Raw genomic sequence first — 23,162 nt, forward strand, 5'->3', positions numbered from 1 at the left:
AACTAATTTTTACTCTTTTTTTGCTTTTTTTAGCCAATTATAGCAAGTTGTTTTGGGAATATTTAATCGCTTGGCTGCTTCTTGCACTGTTATTTTCTTACTATTCCACAATTGAAATATTTCATCGAAATTGATGGGTTTTCTTTTTCTAGGTCTTCCGAACTTAACCCCTTTCTTCCTAGCTTCTTTAATCCCTTCTTTCTGGCGTTGTAGCAGATTTTCTCTTTCTACCTGGGCCACATAGGAAAGAATTTGCAGGACTAAGTCTGAGATAAATTTTCCCGTCACATTCGTATCATCGGTCGTTTTTGTATTCAATAATGCGAAGTCACATACCTTAATATCAATTTCTTTTTCTTTAATTAAATAACGCCATTGTTCAATAATTTCATCATAATTTCTACCTAAGCGATCTATGGATTTAATTACCAATTCATCCCCTTTTTCAAGTTTTTTTAGGAGTCGTCTGTAAGCGACCCTATGGAAGTTTTTTCCAGACGAACGGTCTATATAAATCTGTCTATCCTGAACTCCTTCCTGATACATCACTGTCATCTGTCTATCAATATTCTGTTCTTTTGTAGATACTCTAACGTACCCGTATTTCATAAAATAACCTCCTATTCTTATACAAAGAAACAAGACCTAATAGTCCATTGTCAAACAGTAAGTTTTTATGATTACAATACAATTAGAAAGTCAGGAAAACGATAACCCACTAAAGTGGGATAACAAACGATTTGTTTGGTTCTGTCACCTTATTCGTTCATCTATTTGCGCTCTATTACTAACGCTTCACAACTGTCCCTTGCTGATAGCATCTCATGTTGATAGTCACTTTCTTTCTATGACTCCTCTAAGATGAGGAAGAGCGTGCTTCCTTATCGCGAATGAATCCTTTCTTGCACCAACAAAATGAGGCTCTATAGTTCCCAGGAGCGGTGAAACGACCAAGGAGACTATAGTGCCTTATCAAAATGTCATGTATGATCCAAAAAAGAAACGGTTCACGTTTGATTGGAAAAGAATACCCTTTCCTAGCGTACATCTATTGGAACACCTCTATCATACTATAAATCCTACAGAAGGAAAAATTTCTACCCATCTGACGGCATTTTTTCTCAGATGAGCCAAGTTACTCATGCAAAGAGAGGCTGGGATATAAGTACCCAACCTCCTTAATTTTATAATTTGAGTAGCTTGACGCAGTAGTTGTCGGGCTTGTAAAACATTGATAAATCAATATTCTACAAGCCACGTCAACCTTGCGGGGGTGGGACAACGAAATCGAACTCTTACGAGTTATCGATTTCTGTCCCACTCCCTCTTCTGTTTTCTACTCAAACCCTGGGCATCTCACTAGCGTAACTCTGGCCAGTATGCGCGGTTCGCTTCGTATAACTCATCTAAGACCTTTTTCCCAACTGTATAGTTTGGAATGGTCTTATTGAGCATGACAGCTTCAAGAGCTGTTTGGTAAGATCCTGTCAACGCAGCATCTACTGTTAATTTTTCATAGGCTTTCTGCATTTCCATCAAACCTTTTTGGAAGGTCGGAATCGCACCAATATTGATGGTTTCAGCGCCCATGCTGCCCACATAGGCTGGCACTTCCACCACCGCTTCTGGATCAAAATTGGAAATGGCTCCATGGTTTTTCTTGTTGACCGTAAAACGCTCTCTGGTATTGTGAATAATCGCATAGGCAATGTCCACAATATAATTACCATGAACCCCTGCATGAAGAGAAGAGTCCTTGGCTGTTCCTGCTTGGATAACACGGCGGCATTCTTCATAAATCCGCTTTTCACGGCCCTGCATCACATAATCCCCTCGTGTAAAGTCAACCGAATCATGCTTCATCGCTTCATCACACGTCAAATAGTATTGGAGGTAGCAATTTGGGAAATAGTCGGGGAAGCGTTTGAAGAGGCTGACCATTTGGCGATAGGTATTGATCCAGTATTGGTCTTCTTTCGTCTCTTCGTTGGACTGCAAGAGGGTATCAATTTTCCCTGACACAACATCTTCCCGCAACTGTGGCAGCAAATCCTGCCCATTTTCATCATAGATATGGGTCCACCAGCCAAAGTGATTCAAGCCAAAGTAAGATAAGGTGAGATCGCGCAACTCCTTGTTGAAATAACTAGCGATGGCGCCTTCAATTGAAATCGGCATATCACAGATACACAAGACTCTCGCTTCTGGAAACTCCCGATAAATCGCTTCCGACAAAATCGCTTCTGGATTGGTGTAGTTTAAAATCCAGGCATTTGGACATAGTTCCTTGACCTTGCGAATAATATCGAGGACCGCTGGGATGACACGTAAGGCAAAGGAGAATCCTCCCAAACCACAGGTTTCTTGCCCGATGACACCATTTTGAATACAGATTTTTTCGTCGATCGCGCGTTGCTTGTTCAAGCCCGGACGAATTTGCATAAAGAGGAAATCTGCCCCTGTAAAAGCTGCATCTATATCGGTTGTATATGATACCTGTACCTTAGAGCCTGTTTCACGATAGTACATTTCCGTATACTGACCCAGTAGACGGACCCGTTCGCTATCATTATCATATAAAACAAGCTCTGACAGGTTCAATTCCTCTGCCCGTTGCCGTAGCACTTCTAAGATACCTGGAGATTGAGTAGAACCTCCACCCACCATTACAAACTTATAGCCCATAGTATACATACCTCCTTTTTTCTAATGGCTATTTGAGTGTTGCCAAATATTGTTCAATCTTTTCACGTTGTTGTTGCACATCAACCCCGATGACAATTTGAATATGTTTGCCCTTGTCCACGATACCAGAAGATTGGACTTCTTCTTTCAGAAAGGCGATGTCCACCTTGGACTCATCTTCCACATCGATTCTCAAGCGTGTGTAACAATTGATAATGTTGATGATGTTTCCTGCTCCACCTAGACCATGGACAATGTTTAAGGTCTGGGCATCTGCTTGCTGACCAGCAGCTCCTGTAGTGCTTTCTGCAACGGCGCTCTCAACTGGTGTTGCCACCAATTCCCGCTCTCTACCTAGGGTTGGAATATTTAATTTTTCAATCAAGAATTTAAAGACTACATACTCTAGCAAGGCCGACAAGACAAAGACAACTGGAATCCAGTATTGATGACCCAAACGGACTGGCAAGGCTAGACTGTTGATAATCATGTTGATCCCTGTATCAAACTGCACACTGATTCCTACAAGATTGGTCACAAGCAAGGTTAAACCATAAACGACTGCATGCGCTACCCAAAGAATAGGCGATAAGAAGAGGAATAAAAATTCAAGTGGCTCTGTCACCCCTGCCATAAAGGCTGTCACAACTGTTGGAATCAAGATGGCAGCTACCTTCTTCTTGTTTTCACTGCGAGCTGTTTTCCATAGGGCAAAGGCAATCCCGATCGGTAGGGAAATAGAACCAAAGTTTGATAAGTAACCAATGGATGGGTGCATGCTGGTCAATTGATTTGCATTTCCCAATTCAGCCAACCAGATATTGTAGGCACCGTGGAAGGTTTGCCCTGCAATGTCTGCCGTACCACCAAGTGGTGTATAAAACAATGGCATCCACAAGAAGTGGTGGAGCCCCACAGGAAGCAACAAGCGGTTCAAGAAACCATAGAAGAAGAACCCGATAGAACCTGCTGTGGTGGTCGTTTTCACTACTGCTTCAACACCTGCATTGACCATCGGCCAAATGTAGGTAATCACCATGGCAAATATGGTTACAAGAAAGACCAGAATCATATAAACTGACTTTGTTCCTGCATAAGGCGAGAGGTACTTATGGAGCTTAATTTCACCCCATTTATTGACTGCCCAACCGACTAAGACCCCGAGGAAAATCCCAAGAAAAACCCCCATGTCTGTCACTTGGATGCCAAAGACCATCCCTTGACCTGTTCCGTATAGGCCTTGCTCACCTGCTTCTGCCAAGCGATTGGTCAGGGTCAGCCAAGCATTGTTGGCATATAGGAAAATCAAGTAGGAAACAATTCCTAAGATTGCTGCATCTGTCTTGTACTTTTGCTTGGCTAGGGCAGTTGCAATTCCCACACAGAAAATTACGCCCAACTGGCCAATCATTCCTCCTGATAAGATACTAAAAATGTATTGACCGACCGACTGTAGGGCCACCGGCATAAATTCCAGCTTGAAAATCGCACAGACAGATAGAATAATCCCTGTCACGGCCATAAACATCACAGGCTGGATAATCGCCTTTGAAAATACATTTACCGACTTCATCATTTTCTCTTTCATCATGTCATCCTTTCTCCATATCTCCTATATTGCCATAATGATACAACTGAATCCCATTTTCTTGAAACATCTGGCTGACCGTTTCATCACACAAAATCGCGACTTCCTTGATTCTCCCGATGTTAAATGAGGAGTGGTAATACAATTCCTCATCGACAAAAGCGGGATGCACCATCAGTTCTGTCACTTCATGGTCTTTGAGTTGATCCAGCACAGCTTGCAGTTCTTTCAAGCACTCGTCTTTCCTGTTTTCAAACGAATGAGTAATATCTCGTATGGCTGGATAATTCATCAGGTCTAAAAATCCTGTAATCCCCAGTTGATAGTTCAGCGAGAGAGCCTCTTCTAAGCCGTAGGCATTCCGAAATGGCAACTGGTATCGTTCAGAAATTCTCTGGGTAATGGCGAGGTTTTCTGGAAAGGTATGCACATGATGGTGACTATCCAAATGCGTCAGGGTCATCCCCTGATCCAGCAAGAAGTCTATCTGGGTGCACCATTCCTCAAAAATCTCCTCCTCATCCATAGTCGAACGCTTCTCCTGATAGGTCTGTAAATTGTAAAACCGACCATCTGAGGCAATCGTCTGACCCTTCGTCAATGGACACCCACATGTCAACACAAGGTGGCAACCAACGCCTAAAGCTGGATAGGCCTTTGCTAATTCTATTGCTTCACTGGCACCTGGCATATTGGCCATCAAGGTGGTGGAAGTCAATAGACCATTTTTAAACGATTCTAGAATCCCTCGATTGACACCTGAAGAATATCCAAAATCATCTGCATTGATGATTACTTTTTTCATTATTCATCACAATATCCCTTCTAGTAAACTTATTCGCAGCTTTGAATTTTTGTTACAAATATAGTATAATACTCAAGGTTAGCGTTTTCAATATCTGACAGCTGACTTGATTTTATTTTAAAAATACGAAAACATTTTCAGAAAGGGAACGATATGCACGCCAAAATCTACTATCTCAACAAATACTTTCCCAACAATCATTTTCTAAAAGAAGATAAAGAGATTATCGAAACCATTCTGAATATGATTCGAAACAACGACGATTTAGACATTCGGAAAGTCGCTGAAAAAAACTACATCTCTGCCTCCTCCATCACCCGACTGGTCAAACGCTCTGCCTGCTCCAACTACAAGGAATTTATCTTCCAATTAAAAACATCGCTGGAGCGAGGTAGTGCAGAAAGCAGCGATTCCTATCCCTATTCTATTTTTAATGCCGATGTCACAGAGCTCGACAGCTTCTTTCAGGCAGCCTTTGAAAGCGGGAAAATCTACCTATATGGAGAAGGTTTCTGCCAATTTATTGTCGACTACCTCTACCGAAAATTACTCCTGCAAAAGATTTTTCCAATCGATTTAAACGGTGTGGAGATTAGCCATATCTCTGACCGCACCCCCTATACCCTGCTCATCTTTTCTCACTCGGGCGAAAATAAAAACGGACTACAAAAAATTCGCGAATGCAAGGAGTTCGGTGGTCAAGTCGTCGCCTTTACAGCGACTGAAAATAGTAGCTACACCAAGGCTGCTGACCTTTCCTTTATCGTCCAAAATGGCCACTCCCACCGCGATTTTGAAAATAGCCACCTCAATCTCTTCTTCGGCAACAGCATCAATCTCCTCGAGCACATCATCGACAGGACACTAAACAAAACTGACTAAATACGAAGGGCCAGCAGATATCATCCTATAAAAATAAGAGAGGGAGTGGAACAGAAATCGGTAACTCGTAAGAGTTCGATTAGCCTCACTCCTTTATTTCTAGGTTCGGGCTAAAATAATCCACTGGATTATTTTACTCCCACCCCCGCACAGTTGATTAGATTATCTTTGGAGCTTGAAAGCGAACAAAGATATCAATCAACCACTACGTCAACCTGTTAAACCTATGAAACGTAAGGAGGTAAAGGATTTTTATCCCACTCCCTACTTTTACCACAGCGAAAAGTATCTGATGAGGCTCGCTCCGCTCGCGAAAATCAAAAAATAGAAATGGCAAGTTAGCAGGGCTTTTTATAGTCAAATGAATGAACTTTCAGACGAGGAACGTAAGGCGCGGACAGTACTTGATACTCTTCGAACATCAAAAGCAGACCTTGTTGACTTGATTGGATGAACTTCAGCTCTATCTGCATCGGCGTCGCCTAGTCTGCTCTTGATGTTCATTGACTATGAGTACGGCAAGTCGAAAGTGACGGTGTATCAACGTTCATTCAAAAGACTATAACTTGTTTAAATAGATCTTGGGTTAGTCTACGTTCCAAGACTGGATGCAAAGTCTAACCCTTTTTAGCCTTTGGAGCATAGCAATAGTCAAGTTCTAGCTTAAGTTCCTTTAAGAAGCCTCAAACCATTTAAGATGACGAGGATGGTCGACATTTCATGGAAAAATACCCCCTCGGTCAGGTCCAGGATTCCCATCACATTCAACAGGATTAAAACAAGAATAACAGAAATCGAAAAAGCGATATTCCAACGAGTGATGCGGCCGTATTTGCGACTCAATTGATAGAGTAAGCCTACCTTGGTCAAGCTGTTATGAATGATGATGACATCGCTCATCTCAAGAGCCACATCTGTACCACCACCCATAGCAATCCCAACCGCTGCATGGGCCAAAATTGGAGCATCATTTAAGCCATCACCAATCATGCCAACCACTTTGTCTTGCCTTGCATACTGCTGTAGGTAAGCCACCTTATCCTCTGGGAGACACTGGGCATGAACGGTCTCAATCTGCAATTTATCTGCAACAAATTGCGCTGTCTCCGCCCTATCTCCTGTCAACATGACGACGCCTACCCCTGCTTCTTTCAAAGAAGCGATTAAGCCTTCTGCCTCATCACGGATAGTGTCCACCAGTTCAATATAGCCTACGATTCGTCCGGCTTGAGCCACAAACAATAAGGTTCCATAACTCTTTTTATCCAAATAATGATGTGGATCGACACACGATTGGACAAACTGCTGATTTCCAATCAGCACATCTCCCATCTGTATCCCGTGGCCTACGCATTCCTTGACAGGCTGGGTCTCTGCTAATGCTCCATAGGCCACATCCTTAAAATAACTCAAGATAGAGGTTGCTAAGGGATGAGAGGACCTACTTTCCATGTATAACAGCAGCGGCAAAAGCTCCGGATTGTCTAACTGGTAGTCATTGATCCGAAATTCTCCTGTTGTGACGGTCCCTGTTTTATCCGTACAGAGCACCGATAAGTGCATCATATTCTCCAAGGCCTGACCATTTTTAATCAATATTCCCTGCTTAGCGCTAAAGCTCATCGCACTCAACATAGCAGGCGTAATGGACGCAATCAAGGCACAGGGACTCGCAACCGTCAATAAAATCATCCCACGATAGAAAGCCTCAACAAAAGACTGCCCTTGCCCATACATCAAACCCAAAATAAAGACAAGAACCCCCACTAAGACCAGTATCACATACTTCTTTTGGAGTTGATGAATCCGCTCATCACGCTTACTTTGGCTGGTGCTCGCTGTTTGAATCAGCGAGACAATCTGCGCATACCGACTGTCACTACTATCTTTGACAACCCGATAACTAGCCGTATCGCCCACATTCATCGTTCCTGCAAAGACTGTGTCTCCACTTTCTTTTGTGACTGGAAGACTTTCACCTGTCAAAAGACTTTCATCTACTTGCATTGGCTCTTGGGCTTGCCCATCAAGGGCTATTTGTTCTCCCTTTGCTACCACGAGAATGTCCCCAATGCAAATATTATCAATCGCTCGTAGCTCCACTTGGCCATCCTCCATCAGGACACTTGCTTGTTGAGGAACTTGTGTCATCAAGGTTTCCATTGTTTTCATGGACTTCCTGTACACATAGTCTTCCAACACTTCAGATGCCGCAAAGATAAAGAGCAAGATTGCTGCCTCACTAACATAACCGATAGAGACTGCTCCAAGTGCAGATAAGATCATCAACAAATCCACTTGAAAATCCCCTGTCTCCAGCATCTCTTTGATGACATCTTGACTGATAGGACCACCCAAGAAGACAATAGCCAGGCAGAAAAAACCGACAGACCAGCCCTGCTCCAATCCTTCCAGCACTAGTCCAACTCCTAGACTGATACTTCCTAGAAGAAAAAAGATTCCTCTTTGCGTTTTGACAATAGCTTTCATTGCTGCTCCTCCTTTTGTTTGATATGAAAAACAGAAAAAAGAGCATACCTGTGGACAGTTTGTACTGTCTCACAGATATGCTCAGCTTTAGATGCTCAATCATTCTGCTGTCTACACACTTGTAGACCCGGCTACGTAAAGAAATTTACTGCTTGTTCATATGCTATTTATTTTACACATCTAGTATAGCACACTGGGGTAGGGGTGTCAAGAATTTTTAGCCTTTTTATAATACTGCTCATTGCCATTTGCTAACTTGCCTGCATTGCCTATTTCTGCTTATTTTAAAAATTAATAAGCCAGAGCCAAATCGAACGGTAGGTGTTCCCCTTGAAAAAATTCTCGACCCAAGGCGAAACATAGACCAGGGTAATCCTGCAAACTATCATACCAGCTAAGATCGCTCCAGTTATCTCCGATTAAATGATGAACTGCACGCTGATAATAAGAAATGGAAACAGCAATGACTTTAGATTCCCCACTTATCCGTACTATACAAATTCCCTAACTTATACGTCGCATCTATGTTGCCACTTCTAGCAGTCCTCTTAAAGTACATCATTGCAAGGAATAGATTTGCAGTACAGCTCGTCTATATAGGTGGTAATAGCCAAAATTCGCAAGAGCTTGATCTTGTCCCAGTAATGCCGCCAATCGATAATATTCAATGGCAAGCGTGTAGTTTCCTTCACGGTAAAACGACGCTCCTTTATTCAATAAATAATCTGCGTCAGCTAATTCAATCGCATGTAGATCAGCTTCATTCAATATCATCACCTCTTGTTCCATCATACTATCCACTCTTTCCATTATCTGGACACATTCATCAACCCACTTCTATTGTGGTACAATGCTTCTTGATTATTCATATTTATGAGTTCAGCAGGCAAGAAAATAGCACCTTAACGGGTGCTATTTTTATATTTAATAAATATCCTTACGATGCCCAAACTCAAGCGCTAAAACAACCATCTTGTCATCTTGAATATCACAAATAAGTCTATAATCACCAATACGATAGCGCCATTCGTTAGCATGGTTCTCTGTTAAACCTTTATCGTTGGTGCGTGGGTTGTCTGTCCCCTTTAAGTGCTTATCAATCCAGGCAAATAACAAGCGCTGTATCTGCTTATCTAGTTTCTTAATCTGCTTTTGAGCCTTTTTTGAATATTCTATATGGTACATATTACAAGCCTAGCTCTTTCTTAAAATCAGCATGGCTAATTGTCTCTGGGTCTGCTTTATATTCTGCATAGGCTTGGTGATAGATTTTTAAGTCATATTCATCTTCAATATCACGCTCTAAAGCTTTTTTAAAAAGACTAGAAAGACTTTGCCCTGTTAATTGAGCATAGCTTTTAAAAAATATTTCTTCTTCCTGATTTAATCTGATAGTAACTGTACTCATGATTATTTACCTCGTTTTTTTGTGTCACATTGTAACACATTTTAAGGTGTTGTCAATTCTTACAACAGCAAAAAGCACCTTGGGATGAGACCCCAAAGTGCTTCATATCAAGGCTTTTCAGCCCTCATCTCATAAAGAGATTATTTTTTCAAGTTGTAGAAAGAGTTCAACCCTTTGTAAACTGCAACTTCACCAAGTTGGTCTTCGATACGAAGCAATTGGTTGTATTTCGCAATACGGTCAGTACGTGACAATGAACCTGTCTTGATTTGACCAGCGTTTGTTGCAACCGCGATGTCAGCGATTGTAGAATCTTCAGTTTCACCTGAACGGTGTGATACAACCGCAGTGTAACCAGCTTCTTTCGCCATTTCAATCGCTTCAAATGTTTCAGTAAGTGTACCGATTTGGTTTACTTTGATAAGGATTGAGTTTGCAGCTCCTTCTTTGATACCGCGTGCTAGGTAGTCAGTGTTTGTAACGAAGAAGTCGTCACCAACCAATTGAACACGTTTACCAAGACGTTCAGTAAGAGCTTTCCATCCATCCCAGTCATTTTCATCCATACCGTCTTCGATAGTGATGATTGGGTATTTGTTTACCAATTCTTCAAGGTAATCGATTTGCTCTGCAGAAGTACGCACAGCAGCTCCTTCACCTTCAAATTTAGTGTAGTCGTATACTTTACGCTCTTTGTCGTAGAACTCTGATGATGCACAGTCGAAACCAATCATGATTCCGTTTTCGCCAGCTTCGTAACCAGCTGCTTCGATTGCTTCGATGATTGTTTCAACACCGTCTTCAGTTCCTTCAAATTTAGGAGCGAATCCACCTTCGTCACCAACAGCTGTTACCAAACCACGAGCTTTAAGGATTTTCTTCAAAGCGTGGAATACTTCAGCACCCCAACGAAGACCTTCTTTGAAAGTTGGCGCACCAACTGGCAAAATCATGAATTCTTGGAAAGCGATTGGCGCATCTGAGTGAGAACCACCGTTAACGATGTTCATCATTGGTGTTGGAAGAACTTTTGTATTGAATCCACCAAGGTAGCTGTAAAGTGGGATTTCAAGGTAGTCAGCAGCAGCACGTGCTACAGCGATAGACACACCAAGGATTGCGTTCGCACCCAATTTACCTTTGTTTGGAGTACCGTCAAGAGCAATCATTGCACGGTCGATAGCTTGTTGGTCGCGTACATCGTAACCGATGATAGCATCTGCAATAACGTTGTTTACGTTATCAACAGCTTTTTGTGTACCAAGACCAAGGTAACGAGATTTATCTCCATCACGAAGCTCAACTGCTTCGTGCTCACCAGTAGAAGCTCCTGAAGGAACCATACCACGACCGAATGCGCCTGATTCAGTGTAAACTTCTACTTCAAGTGTTGGGTTACCGCGTGAGTCTAGGACTTCGCGAGCGTAAACATCAGTAATAATTGACATTTTTTACTCTCCTTTGAGTTAATTTTATTTACTAAACCATGTTACCTTAAAATCGCATTTTTTTCAAGGAAAAACTCATAAATTTCACATATATTGCAATGATAACGTTTCCGTCTTGCCACTTCTATCCAATTCTTAAAATAAAAATCAAAATCAGTGCTAATACAATTTGCACAAGGCCAATCAAACCCATGTATATCAAGAATTTGGGTCCTTCTTGCAAAAATTTCTTAAAGTCTAATCGTAGGCCAATGGCCGCAAGGGCTGTAATTTCAAACCAAGTGCTAAACCATTTTGATCCGGCACTGAAAAAGCTGGGTAGTGGTAGGCTGCTGTTTACACAACAAAGAATCAGAAAAGCGAGGATATACCAAGGAATGCTGGCAAAAATCGATTTAGCAGACGTATTTTCGGCAGAAGTTTCCTGATTCTTTTTCGCCATTAAGCGTTCAAAGGCAAAGACCACGACTACCAAAAAGAGGATGCGTGTAATCTTAAACAAGGTTGCATACTGGGTCACGGTTGCATTGATGAGACTGGCAGATGCCACTACTTGCCCTACAGACTGCAAGATACCACCTGTCAGAGCACTATTAGCCAAATCTGAAAAATCCAAAACCTGCACCCCAATCAAGGGCAGTACAAACATCAGAATGGTCCCTAAGAGGTTAATGAGGACAATAGCCTGCCCCTTATCCTTACTATCTGCCTTGATGGCGGGCGCAATGGCTCCGATAGCCGACGAGCCACAGACCGCATTTCCCCCAGCAATCATGAGGGACATTTCGTCTTTAAAGCCTAATTTTCGCCCTAAAAAATAGGTAAAGAGAATGATACTGGTCATCATGAGGATAATGTACATCAAGCCTGAAAGACCTAAATCCCCGATGGTCTGAAAGGTGACCGTCAGCCCCAGTAGCGCCACTGAAAACTCCAGCAATTTACTTTCTGAAAACTTGGTTCCCTTTTCCAAGCGCTTGCTTCTGCAAACCGTATTTCCCAAAACAATCCCGATACAAATCGCTAAACTAGCCGCACCGATGCTCGGAAAAAAGACTGCCAACCCTTTTGCCACAAGAGCTACCAAAAAGGATAGGATAAAACCTGGTAAAATCTCTCGCATTCGTATCTTCATTTCGTACCTCCTTTGTCATACTTGACCTTATTGTACCATAGTTTTCTCTCTTTTACTGGATCAAGGGGAACATCCCCTTATTTTCCAACGCCCTCTTTTATGGTATACTGGAAGTATGAAAGATATCAACGACATTATTATTCAACAGGCTGCTGGCGGATTGAAACTCAATCCCGACGAGCAGCGCAAATTTTTAAACACCTTTGAAGAACGGGTGATTGGTTTGTGCAGCATTGAGGAGGCAAACGCACAGAATCTGGCAAGCCATTTCAAGGAAATCTTGCAACGAATCACTCAGGACTACAAGCCCGTCTTGGTCAAAATTTCGCCCTTTATCGACAGTCAAAAACAGATTTTCTATCTGAAAACGGCTCAAGAATTAGGATGCGAAGCCACCATTGTCGCAGAAGACTGCGCTGCTATTTTTGGACTTGTTATCCATACGGATTGTCCGAGCCAGATTGAAAACCCGGAACTGACTACTCAATTCGCAGCAATCCTCCACCCCACTCCTGCTAAAACAGAGAAAAAGTCCTCATTTTGGAAGAAATTATTTGGTTAATGGGTAAAAGAATAGGGAGTGGGACAAAAGTACCCAACCTCCTTATTTTTATAATTTGAGCAGCTTGACGCAGTAGTTGTCGGGCTTGTAAAACATTGATAAATCAATATTCTACAAGCCACGTCAACCTTGCGGGGGGGGGAGTAAAATAATCCAGTGGATTATTTTAGCCCGAACCTAGAAATAAAGGAGTGAGGATAATCAAACTCTACGAGTTATCGATTTCTGTCCCACTCCCCTATTTTTATATCTATTTGCAGCCCCTATCCAATAATTCAAGGACTTTTAACAGATTTCTTTCATTGATGCGATACGGAGCTTGTTCTTGGACAATGGGTTTGGCGCAAAAGGCGATTCCAAGGCCTGCTGTCTGAATCATCGGCAAATCATTTGCCCCATCTCCTACGGCAATGGTCTGCGCCATCTCTACACCATTTTCGCGCGCCCACTTTTCCAAGTAGGCTTTTTTAGTATCTTTGGTGACAATATCGCCCAGCACACGTCCTGTGAGAATGCCCTCCTCCACTTCCAAACGATTGGCTTTGACATAGTCAATCCCTAGCCTTTCTGCAAGTACATCGACTGTCTCATGAAAACCACCAGATACCACGGCCACCTTGTAGCCTCGTCTATGCAATTCTGCTACTAGCTTTTCAGCCCCTGGTGTGAAATGGATCTTGTTCAAAATGCGGTCAAAAACGCTCAAGGGCAGACCTTTCAAGAGGGCGACTCGTGCAGCCAATGCCTCTTTAAAATCAAGCTCTCCCCGCATGGCCCGCTCGGTAATCGCAGCCACCTGCTCTCCGACACCCGCTTCTTCTCCCAACAAATCAATGCCCTCTTCTAAAATCAAGGTGCTGTCCACATCCATGACTAATAAGCCTTTTACTGTCATTTTTCTTCTCCTTATTTGTATAAAACAAAAAGCCCGAGGGCTTTTTATGTTTAGTAACGAATGGTTTCTCTCGTCTTTTCGTAGGAACGTACAAAACGCTCCGTCACTCCTGGTTCAACAGCTTCTAAGGCAAATGAAATTTCTTCGAAAGCCGCTTGATAATCGTAGTCCTTCTCAAAAATCGCTAATGCGCGAGTAAAGGCCTGCTGAATCGAAGCATTTGATGAACGGTAGCGGTTTGAGTATTGAAGTAGCTGCTCTGTTAGAGCTGCATTTTGAACAATGGTATAGGCTACTTCTTCCAATTCATTCATGTCAAATGTTGCATTTTCCAACAAACGATTGACGATTTCAATATTGATTCGTTTGTAATCCAACTCCGCCAACAAGGCTTCCACATGGCCACTGGTTCTGAAGAAGACAGATAGGAAATCTTCTGGAATACCTGGTAAACTACGTTTTTCCATGTAGCGTTTCAAGGTATGCAACTGATTGATATAGAGAGTTGCTTTCTTACGCGCATTGGTCTCAGATGCTTCTTGGGATTTCAAATAATCCGCTAGTACAAGCTGCTCTTCCTCCATTTGTTTGAGGGTTGTAAGAGCATGCTCTAAACGCTCCTCAAGAATAGAATAGGCAACTTGTGGTGTTTCCAATTCAGCAACACTATCATGCACAACGGTTTCCATTGAGGCCAGTTTTGTAGCGAGTTTTGAAATACGAGACAGCTTGCTTTCCACCAAAATGTAGGAATGAGTGAGGCGTTCTGCTTCTTCTGTCAAGATACCTGTGTTATGCACAACGTGTTCGAGGAATTTCGGGAGATTCTTACCAATCTTAACAGCTCCCTTGTGAGCTTCGATTTCACGAGTAAAGATTTGGTATAGGTAATCAATCTTGGCTTGGATTTCTCCAATTTCTGCCTCAGCCGCATCCAAATCAAATGAGACGATGAGGGCAGTTGTTTCACGAATGGCTACTCGAATTTCTTGGAAACGAGACTCAACGTTTCCTTCTGTAAATAGGTAACCTTCTTCGACTAATTTGCGGTAACCAGCTTCCAAGTCTTCCAATTGATCTGGCAAGGACTTGTTAACCTTTTCAATCAAGGCAGGAATGCGATCCATGATTTGATTGAGGGCAATCATATGCTCTTCTGTCTTATCCAAGATGCCTGCGGCTTCAATCGGGTCACCAGATGAGTTAAGCATCACAAATTCAGAAAATTCAACTTCGATATTTTTGAGTTGTTTTTCCAATTCTGGCAAAGTTTCTCCGTATTGCTCTGCCTTTTCACGGACAGATTCTTGCAAGCTATCAAAGAGATCTAAGGCATGTTTGACACGACCCGAATTTCTTTCTTCTTGTTCCTTTAAGTCTTTTAATCCTTGACGGATAGCTGTAATATCTTCTTCAATCAAGTCGATTTGGCTTTCAATGCTGTCAATCGCATTCTTAGCACGGACAAATCGGAAAGAATTATTGAAGGCTTCGGCTTCAAAGATATGGTTTTCAATATCCGCAAAAGAATTGAGAGATAAGTCAACCCATTTCTGATTCCACTCCCGGAAAGATACCTGACTTTGGCCAATCAAATGCAGGCTCTTAACCGCCTCCACTTCATCATTGACAGGCAAATTAAATAAATCTTCTTTTCGGTCTTCTAATGCAATTAATAAATTATCATTTCGTTTACGGGCGATAAGGCAGGCAATATAAGCAATAATTAAGATAACAACAATCGCAACGATTAAAATGATTGTTCCTCTAGACATGTAAATCTCCTTAGATAATAATTTGTACTGGAAAATATCGCTTTATTATATCATACTTTTTGGCGATATGCACTTGTTTTTTCGAAAATCAAACATCGAGGGTCGAATAAACTGCGTTTTCTTCGATAAATTCGCGACGAGGTTCTACCTTATCTCCCATGAGCATATCAAAAATTTTATCTGCTTCTGCTGCATCATCAACAGACACACGTGCCATCAAGCGGTTTTCTGGATTCATCGTGGTTTCCCATAACTGGTGATCATCCATTTCTCCAAGCCCCTTGTACCGCTGAATGGTTGGCTTAGAACGTCCTTGGCTATGGCGCTCAAGCGCTTCCTGTAATTCCTGCTCTTGATTAACACCCGGTTGGATGTACTCTTTCACATCGCTTCCCACTTTTACACCATAAATCGGTGGTTGGGCAATATAGACATAACCCGCTTCCACAATCGGGCGCATATAGCGGTAAAAGAGCGTTAAGAGCAAGGTTCTGATATGGGCACCATCGACATCGGCATCGGTCATGATGACCAGCTTTTGGTAGCGCGCCTTGGTTACATCAAATTCAGCTCCAAAGCCCGTTCCCATAGCCGTGAAGAGACTACGAATCTCCTCATTGGCAAGAATCTTATCCATGGTCGCTTTTTCAACGTTGAGGATTTTCCCACGGATGGGCAAGATTGCTTGAAACTCACGGTTGCGTCCTGATTTTGCTGATCCCCCCGCTGAATCTCCCTCTACGATAAAGAGTTCTGTTTGAGCTGGATCGTTTGAGGAACAGTCGGCTAGTTTCCCAGGTAGATTGGAAATTTCTAGTCCTGATTTTTTACGGGTCACTTCCCGTGCTCTCTTGGCTGCAATCCGAGCCTTGCTTGCTAAGATTCCTTTTTCCACGATACGGCGGGCAATTTGCGGATTCTCTAATAGGAATTCTGAGAAGGCTTCTGAGAAGAGTCGGTTGGTAATCTTGACCACTTCGCTATTTCCCAACTTCGTCTTGGTTTGCCCTTCAAATTGCGGTCCGGGGTGTTTTACGGAAATGACAGCCGTCAAGCCTTCGCGGACATCTTCACCTGTCAGATTGTCTTCGTTTTCCTTGAGAATCTTATTTTTCTTGGCATAATCATTGATAACCCGGGTCAAGGCTGTACGGAAACCTTGCTCATGCGTTCCCCCCTCGTGGGTATGGATATTATTGGCAAAGCTGACCACATTTTCATGGTAGCTTGTCGTATACTGCATGGCCACTTCAACGGTAATATCATCCATTTCACCGTCTGTATAGATTGGTGTTTCAAAGATGACATCCTTGTTTTCGTTGAGGTATTCCACGTAGGAAGCAATCCCACCTTCGTAGTGATATTCCTTGCTTTGCTCTAGTCCCTCACGCTTATCAGTGATGGATAAATGCAAGCCACGGTTCAAGAAAGCCAGTTCCTGAACACGCTTGTTGAGTTTGGCAAAATCAAATTCTGTTGTTTCGGTAAAAATTTCTGGGTCTGGTGTGAAATGAACAGTTGTCCCTGTCTTGTCGGTCTGATCGATGATTTCAAGATCTGCCACCACTTCACCTCTGCGGTATTCTTGGTAGTAGACGTTGCCATTTTTGTAAACACGCACATCTAGTTGCGTTGAGAGGGCATTGACGACGGACGAACCTACCCCGTGCAAACCACCTGACACCTTGTAGCCGCCACCGCCGAATTTTCCGCCGGCATGTAAAACCGTAAAGACGGTCTCAACCGCTGGACGGCCTGTTTTTTCCTGAATATCCACAGGGATTCCACGGCCGTTATCAACGACGGTAATCGAATTATCTGCTTCGATATAGAGTTCGATATGGGTCGCAAAACCAGCCAAGGCTTCGTCAATCGAGTTGTCAACGATTTCCCAGACCAAGTGATGCAATCCTTCTTTAGAGGTTGATCCGATATACATCCCCGGACGCAACCGCACCGCTTCAAGACCTTCTAAGACCTGAATCTGACTGGCATCGTATTCTTGTGCTTTTTCCTGTAAGTTATTGATTTCTTCTGTCATTCTTCTTCCTTTATTTTCTGTAACATCGCCTTTTTCAAAGGTATGTATCTTAGGCATCTCTACTGTTTGACAAGCAATCATATTCGCCAAACGAGTACCCTTCATTATATCATATTTTTCACAATTTTCCTACAAAAAAAGGAGCAAGAACTGTCTGAAATAGACTTTCTTCACTCCCGCTTTTTTTAGTTCCTTGAACAACTATTACTGGTACACCATGGCTTTTGCTAGGCTAGCGCCATCTCCACCAAGGAGGTCAACCAATTGGTAGGCAAAGTCCAAAGCAGTTCCTGCCCCGCGACTGGTTACGATATTGCCATCTACGACAACTGTTTCTACTACATGCTGTCCAGAAGGTATAGCTGCTTCCTGTCCAGGATAGCAAGTATACCGACGCTCGGCTAGAAGCCCTGCTTTTTCCAATACAATCGGCGCCGCACAAATGGCCGCTACATACTTATCTTGCTCCGCAACTGCTTGTAAGGCTGCAATCAAACCTGTATGGTCTCGCAAGTTGACAGAGCCTGGCATACCGCCTGGCAAGACAACCATGTCATAGGCTGATAAATCCCCGTCAAAGACCTTATCTGCCTGCACTTTAATGCCATGAGAACCCTCGACTTCTAGACTAGTGAGTCCTACCATATCGCACTCCATTGACGCCCGACGCAGAACATCTACTGGGGTCAAAGCCTCAATTTCTTCAAAGCCATTTGCTAGTATAACTGCTACTTTTTTCATAAGACACCTATCTTTCTACACGTTTAATCGTGATTTTTTTATATGCCCGCGACTTATTGTGACGCTGTTCGTTGGACAAGGTATATTGATAACTCATGGATAGCATCAAGCCAACGCCGATAAGATTGGAAATAATGGACGACCCACCTTGGGAAATAAATGGTAGAGGAATCCCTGTCAGAGGAAGGACACCAATGGCTGCTCCGATATTTTCAAAGACATGAAAGAGTAGCATCATGATATAACCTGTCGAGATATACGTATAAAAACGATTGTTCGATTGCAGGGTAATCCGCAACATGCGATAAATCAACAGGGTATACAGTCCAATCAGGGTCACGCCACCGATAAATCCAAAGTCTTCTCCAATGACAGTAAAAATCATATCACTCTCCCGAACGGGAACGAGGAGATTGGTTTTGTTAAAACCGAGACCTGTGAGACCACCGCTTCCGATGGCTATCAAACTTTGTGCCTGCTGGTAAGTTGTTGATTTAGCATTTTTAAAGGGATCCAGCCAAGCCGCGATACGGTTAATCTTGTAGGTATCCATCCCTATATTGTGCAAAAAGGTTGTCCCACCCGGTGCGATGAAAAGGAGCAAGAAACCTCCTACCAAGACAACTGCTGCAATAAAGGTCGGCAGCAAAATTTTCCAAGAAACGCCAGATAGTAAGACCATCCCACTAAAAATAGCCAGAAAGACGAGAGAGGTTCCCAAATCTTTTTGAAAATATAAGAGCAGCAAGACGGGAATAGTCCACAGGGTCAAATAGCCAATCAGCTGAAAATCTTTTTGAATACTCTTTACAGGATGCTTTTTCTGAAAGCTAACAATACTGCGGGCCATCATAACGATGTAGGAGATTTTCATAAACTCCGAGGGCTGAAAGAGGGTCACACCACGAATGGTCACCCAGTTCTTGGCCCCAGTTGATGCGACCAGTGCTGGACTATAAAAAAACAAGGGCAGGACCATTAAGCCGAGGCCTAAAGCGTATAACATCGGTGTTACTGTCCATAAGAATTTGGTACTAAAGAGCATGACCAGAAAGGCTAGGCCAATCCCCAAGAGAATCCAAATCAACTGCTGACCGACAATGGAGGTAATATTGTTTGGATAATCCTGACTAACAGCAATATAAACCGCAGCAATTCCAATTAAGAGCAAAAACAACACGGGTAAAATTAAGGCATAGTCAACACGGCTCTCCAGAGACGGAGTCTTCTTCATTTTTCGTCCTCATACTTTCAATCAATTCACTTTTCCAGTATAGCAGAAAATGGGAAAATTTTGAACTAGGAAGATGAAGCGATGGAATATTTTGAGAGCATGGGGTAATGGGACCAGATTGTAGGCTGTTTACACGCTCTGATTGCTTGGGTTATCAAAAAACAGCCCGCTGGGCTGGAACTCGCTTGTGTATTTCCCGGCTCGTGAAAAAACAGCCCGCTGGGCTGTAACTCGCTTGTGTATTTCTCGGCTCGTGAAAAAACAGCCCACTGGGCTGGAACTCGCTTGCGTATTTCTCGGCTCGTGAAAAAACAGCCCACTGGGCTGTTTTTTTATTTGAGACCGTATTTTTTGTTGAAACGATCCACACGTCCATCTGCTTGGGTGAACTTTTGACGTCCAGTGTAGAATGGGTGTGAGTCTGATGAAATTTCCACACGAATCAATGGGTAGGTTTCACCTTCAAATTCGATTGTTTCTTTAGAGTTCTTTGTAGAACCGCTAAGGAACTTGTAACCAGTAGTTGTGTCCATGAAGACAACAGTACGATATTCTGGATGGATATCTTTTTTCATTTTAAAAATTCCTTTCTGCCATGGACTCTTTCCGAGCCATAGATAATACTTGTATAGTCTATCATACTTTGACCCCGTTGGCAAGACTTTTCTCCAACTTTTTTACTGAATCGATGCACCAGAATTGGCATCAGTAGCCACCTTTGCTCCAAAATAACCTTCAGATGCGCCTGAGTCTGTATCGGTTGGTACATCTTGCACACTATCTTGCCATAAAGACAGGTCAATCACGTCATAGTTGACTTCGTTCATGCTTGCCCTCCATTTGGTAATAGGATGCGGTCTCGTAAACCAGGCGTCACAATCATCTGGTTGTCTTTGGTAATGATAATGGCTTCTAGCCCTGCTTCTCCTAGAACAGTCTGATAGATGTCCGCAACCGACCCGCCAAACAGACGGGTAGTCCAAATTTCACCGTCTACAGATTGCTTTGAGACAATGGTCAAGCTCGCAATATCGCTTGCTACTGGATAACCTGTTTTGCTATCAAAAATGTGATGATAGGTCTTGCCCTCATAGGTCAAGGTCCGCTCATAAATGCCTGACGTCACCACCGACTCCGCACCGATTTTTAAAATCGCGACATTGTTTCCGCGCGGAAGTTTCGGATGTTGAATACCGACTTGCCACAAGCCGTCCTCATTATGCTCTGCGTGACCAAAAGTGAGGACATTGCCGCCAAGATTGATGAGCCCCCTTGCTACACCTACTCGCTCTAGATGTTCCACGATTCGGTCTGCAATATAGCCCTTGGCAAGAGCCCCAAGGTCAATCGCCATGCCTTCTTTTTTGAGATAGATAGACTGTTCATCGGCATCCAGTTCGATATCCCGTGGATTGATAAGGGCGAGCTTTTCTTCAATCTCTACTTGACTGGGAACACGCGCATCCGCAAAACCAATCCGCCAAGTCTGCACCAAGGGACCAATCGTGATATTCAAATGGCTATTTGGTGCACAGCTGTGCTGTTTTCCAAGCGCAATCAGCTCGAATAAATCAGTTGCAACGGGGACAGGCTGCACACCTGCATTGAGGTTGACTTCCATGAGCTCCGAGGTCAAATCATTAGCTGAAAAGCGATCCTTGTACAGATAAAGAAGCGCTTCTACTTGATCTAAAATAGGCTCTGGCTCATGGTGCCAGATTTTCACCTCAATCACCGTGCCCATGAGACGAATGTGGCGATTACTTGCTTGCATCTGCTGCCACCTGCTGTAATTCTTGGTAAATCTGCTCGTTTTCTTCTAAGGAATACGAATTCGCCCCGCTGGCTAAGGGATGACCTCCCCCATGGTGGCGTTTGGCAATTTCATTGATTGGCAAAAACTTGCTCCGCAACCGCACGCGATACGAACCATCAGGTTGCTCGACAAAGACACCCCAATTTTTGACCGTATTAACCCGTCCAGGCACTCCCACGATAAAGGCTGTATCGGCATCGGTGATGCCGTATTCCTTAAGCAAACTTTGGCTAAGGATTACGCGCGCAGCGCCATTTCCATCAACCTCCAAATGGTCGTAGACATAGCCGATGAGCTTAGCAATCGTATAGTCCACCGAGTCCATCTGCCGTGAAAGCCCTGCAAAATCAAAGTCATATTGGCGGAGTTTCGCCACAATGTCAAAGGTCTTGGCAGTAGTCGCAGGATAGAGAAAACGCCCTGTATCACCGACAATTCCCGCATAGAGCAGATAGGCGATGTCGCTATCCAAGTCCAAGCCCATTTCCAAGGCAAAATGCGCAATCATCTCGCTACAGGAGCTAGCACTGGTGTCCACCCAGGAAATGTCTCCGTAAACCTCATCGTTAGGGTGGTGATCAATCTTGATGAGAGCCTCTCCTTGATCATAGCGCTTGTCATCAATCCGCGCTTGATTGGCTGTATCTGTCACAATCACCAAGGCCCCCTGATAGTCCTCATCTGCGACTGTCTCCATTTGAGCCAACCAAGCAAGATTTGGCTCTGTATAGCCCGTCACCTTGATGGCCTTTTCAGGGAAGTTTTTTTGCAACAAGCGCTGCAAGCCCACCTGACTACCCAGCGCATCTGGATCTGGGCGCATATGGCGGTGAATGATAATGGTCTGGTACTCTTTTATCTTGTCTAAAATCGTTTCTAGCATGCTATATACTCCTTTTTTTCATTCTATCATAAAAGTGGCGCTTTTGAAAATTTGGAGAATGTGGTATACTAGTGCTATCATCTATTTTTGGAGGAAATTATGGCACTGGCAAAAATTGTCTACGCTAGTATGACAGGCAATACCGAAGAAATTGCGGATATTGTCGCAAGTAAACTGGAAGAACTCGGTCTTGAAGTGCACAACGACGAGTGTACGACTGTTGAAACAGAAGAAATTTTAGATGCCGATATCATCATCGTCGCAACCTATACCTATTCGTATGGTGGGGACGGCGAATTACCAGATGAAATCGTCGATTTCTATACGGACTTGGCAGACTATGACTTGACAGGAAAAATCTACGGTGTCTGCGGATCAGGCGACACCTTCTATGAAGATTTCTGTAAATCAGTAGACGATTTTGACCTCATGTTGGCATCACGCGGAGCAACCAAGGGGGCTGAAAATGTCAAGGTTGATTTGGCAGCTGAGGAAGACGATATCGTAAACCTCGAAAAATTCGCAACAGACCTTGTTGCAGCTTTGGAAGCATAATGATATGACTGTGTAAAAAGAAGCCTGCAAGGCTTCTTTTTTATTGAAGAAAAAAATTTTTTTGAGATATTTTTCTTAGGTGGTGCGGACGGTAGCGACTTCCTTCGGAGTAAAATAATCCAGTGGATTATTTTAGCCCGAGCCCAGAAACAAAGGAGCGAGGATAATCGATTTCTACGAAATCACGATTTTTATCCCACTCCCTACTTTTACCACAGC

22 protein-coding genes are annotated in these 23,162 nt (G+C 43.2%); 3 read left to right on the forward strand and 19 right to left on the reverse strand.

All coding sequences use genetic code 11. The annotated features are described in order from the left end of the window. Positions 1-9 precede the first annotated feature (9 nt). From BU202_RS05615 to BU202_RS05630, 4 genes are all read right to left on the reverse strand, one after another. The gene (locus BU202_RS05615) at positions 10-609 is read right to left on the reverse strand and encodes a recombinase family protein (RefSeq protein WP_075104814.1); all 600 of its coding nucleotides are present in this window, start codon (positions 607-609) and stop codon (positions 10-12) included. A 750-nt stretch (positions 610-1,359) separates the two neighbouring features. After that, positions 1,360-2,685, reverse strand: coding sequence for a family 4 glycosyl hydrolase (locus BU202_RS05620; RefSeq protein ID WP_075104815.1), 1,326 nt, complete (start codon positions 2,683-2,685; stop codon positions 1,360-1,362). A gap of 28 nt (positions 2,686-2,713) precedes the next feature. After that, positions 2,714-4,273: a PTS transporter subunit EIIC gene (locus tag BU202_RS05625; protein ID WP_075104893.1), complete on the reverse strand. Its 1,560-nt coding sequence runs from the start codon at positions 4,271-4,273 to the stop codon at positions 2,714-2,716. A 4-nt stretch (positions 4,274-4,277) separates the two neighbouring features. Next, positions 4,278-5,078 (reverse strand): carbohydrate deacetylase, encoded by an 801-nt coding sequence (locus BU202_RS05630; RefSeq protein ID WP_075104816.1) that lies wholly within the window; start codon positions 5,076-5,078, stop codon positions 4,278-4,280. Positions 5,079-5,231: 153 nt separating this feature from the next. Here BU202_RS05630 and BU202_RS05635 point away from each other — a divergent pair, with 153 nt between their 5' ends. Then, positions 5,232-5,960 carry a MurR/RpiR family transcriptional regulator gene (locus tag BU202_RS05635; protein ID WP_075104817.1) on the forward strand — a complete coding sequence of 243 codons (729 nt, stop codon included), beginning with the start codon at positions 5,232-5,234 and terminating at the stop codon, positions 5,958-5,960. Positions 5,961-6,623: 663 nt separating this feature from the next. Here the strand turns inward: BU202_RS05635 and BU202_RS05640 are convergent. The 6 genes from BU202_RS05640 to BU202_RS05665 form a co-directional block, all read right to left on the reverse strand. Next, complete coding sequence (locus BU202_RS05640) at positions 6,624-8,450, reverse strand: heavy metal translocating P-type ATPase (RefSeq protein ID WP_075104818.1); 1,827 nt, start codon at positions 8,448-8,450, stop codon at positions 6,624-6,626. Between the two features lie 558 nt (positions 8,451-9,008). Beyond that, positions 9,009-9,218: a hypothetical protein gene (locus BU202_RS05645; RefSeq protein ID WP_208604248.1), complete on the reverse strand. Its 210-nt coding sequence runs from the start codon at positions 9,216-9,218 to the stop codon at positions 9,009-9,011. Between the two features lie 156 nt (positions 9,219-9,374). Beyond that, complete coding sequence (locus BU202_RS05650) at positions 9,375-9,635, reverse strand: type II toxin-antitoxin system RelE family toxin (RefSeq protein WP_075104820.1); 261 nt, start codon at positions 9,633-9,635, stop codon at positions 9,375-9,377. Between the two features lies 1 nt (position 9,636). Next, positions 9,637-9,858, reverse strand: a complete 222-nt coding sequence (relB, locus tag BU202_RS05655; protein WP_012515410.1) for a type II toxin-antitoxin system RelB family antitoxin — start codon at positions 9,856-9,858, stop codon at positions 9,637-9,639. A 140-nt stretch (positions 9,859-9,998) separates the two neighbouring features. Next, positions 9,999-11,306 carry a surface-displayed alpha-enolase gene (eno, locus tag BU202_RS05660; RefSeq protein WP_067085729.1) on the reverse strand — a complete coding sequence of 436 codons (1,308 nt, stop codon included), beginning with the start codon at positions 11,304-11,306 and terminating at the stop codon, positions 9,999-10,001. Between the two features lie 124 nt (positions 11,307-11,430). Continuing rightward, positions 11,431-12,441, reverse strand: coding sequence for a YeiH family protein (locus tag BU202_RS05665; RefSeq protein ID WP_075104821.1), 1,011 nt, complete (start codon positions 12,439-12,441; stop codon positions 11,431-11,433). A 115-nt stretch (positions 12,442-12,556) separates the two neighbouring features. Here BU202_RS05665 and BU202_RS05670 point away from each other — a divergent pair, with 115 nt between their 5' ends. Further along, positions 12,557-13,003 (forward strand): DUF1694 domain-containing protein, encoded by a 447-nt coding sequence (locus tag BU202_RS05670; protein ID WP_075104822.1) that lies wholly within the window; start codon positions 12,557-12,559, stop codon positions 13,001-13,003. 250 nt (positions 13,004-13,253) lie between these two features. Here BU202_RS05670 and serB read toward each other — a convergent pair whose 3' ends face one another. The 9 genes from serB to BU202_RS05710 all read right to left on the reverse strand — a co-directional run bounded on the left by serB (position 13,254) and on the right by BU202_RS05710 (position 22,388). After that, positions 13,254-13,898 carry a phosphoserine phosphatase SerB gene (serB, locus tag BU202_RS05675; protein ID WP_075104823.1) on the reverse strand — a complete coding sequence of 215 codons (645 nt, stop codon included), beginning with the start codon at positions 13,896-13,898 and terminating at the stop codon, positions 13,254-13,256. Positions 13,899-13,948: 50 nt separating this feature from the next. Continuing rightward, positions 13,949-15,673: a septation ring formation regulator EzrA gene (gene ezrA, locus BU202_RS05680; RefSeq protein ID WP_075104824.1), complete on the reverse strand. Its 1,725-nt coding sequence runs from the start codon at positions 15,671-15,673 to the stop codon at positions 13,949-13,951. 88 nt (positions 15,674-15,761) lie between these two features. Continuing rightward, on the reverse strand, positions 15,762-17,714 hold the full coding sequence (gene gyrB / locus BU202_RS05685) for a DNA topoisomerase (ATP-hydrolyzing) subunit B (RefSeq protein ID WP_075104894.1): 1,953 nt from the start codon (positions 17,712-17,714) through the stop codon (positions 15,762-15,764). A 204-nt stretch (positions 17,715-17,918) separates the two neighbouring features. Beyond that, positions 17,919-18,455: a DJ-1 family glyoxalase III gene (locus BU202_RS05690; RefSeq protein ID WP_075104825.1), complete on the reverse strand. Its 537-nt coding sequence runs from the start codon at positions 18,453-18,455 to the stop codon at positions 17,919-17,921. Positions 18,456-18,462: 7 nt separating this feature from the next. Then, positions 18,463-19,689, reverse strand: coding sequence for an FtsW/RodA/SpoVE family cell cycle protein (locus BU202_RS05695; RefSeq protein ID WP_075104826.1), 1,227 nt, complete (start codon positions 19,687-19,689; stop codon positions 18,463-18,465). A 332-nt stretch (positions 19,690-20,021) separates the two neighbouring features. Then, entirely contained in the window at positions 20,022-20,264 is a 243-nt protein-coding gene (locus BU202_RS05700; RefSeq protein WP_067091298.1) for a type B 50S ribosomal protein L31, read from the reverse strand. 102 nt (positions 20,265-20,366) lie between these two features. Then, a complete protein-coding gene (locus tag BU202_RS10550) occupies positions 20,367-20,516 on the reverse strand; it encodes a hypothetical protein (protein WP_167364744.1) in 150 nt (49 codons plus the stop codon). Beyond that, a complete protein-coding gene (locus tag BU202_RS05705) occupies positions 20,513-21,463 on the reverse strand; it encodes an FAD:protein FMN transferase (RefSeq protein WP_075104827.1) in 951 nt (316 codons plus the stop codon). The genes BU202_RS10550 and BU202_RS05705 overlap by 4 nt, the downstream gene beginning before the upstream one ends. Next, a complete protein-coding gene (locus tag BU202_RS05710; protein ID WP_075104828.1) occupies positions 21,450-22,388 on the reverse strand; it encodes a DHH family phosphoesterase in 939 nt (312 codons plus the stop codon). Before BU202_RS05710 ends, BU202_RS05705 begins: the two co-directional genes overlap by 14 nt. Positions 22,389-22,487: 99 nt before the next feature. On the opposite strand from BU202_RS05710, the gene BU202_RS05715 reads away from it, so the two are divergent. Further along, positions 22,488-22,943 carry a flavodoxin gene (locus tag BU202_RS05715; protein WP_075104829.1) on the forward strand — a complete coding sequence of 152 codons (456 nt, stop codon included), beginning with the start codon at positions 22,488-22,490 and terminating at the stop codon, positions 22,941-22,943. The last annotated feature ends 219 nt before the right edge of the window (positions 22,944-23,162 follow it).

The organism is Streptococcus cuniculi (assembly GCF_001921845.1).
Classification (GTDB): domain Bacteria; phylum Bacillota; class Bacilli; order Lactobacillales; family Streptococcaceae; genus Streptococcus; species Streptococcus cuniculi.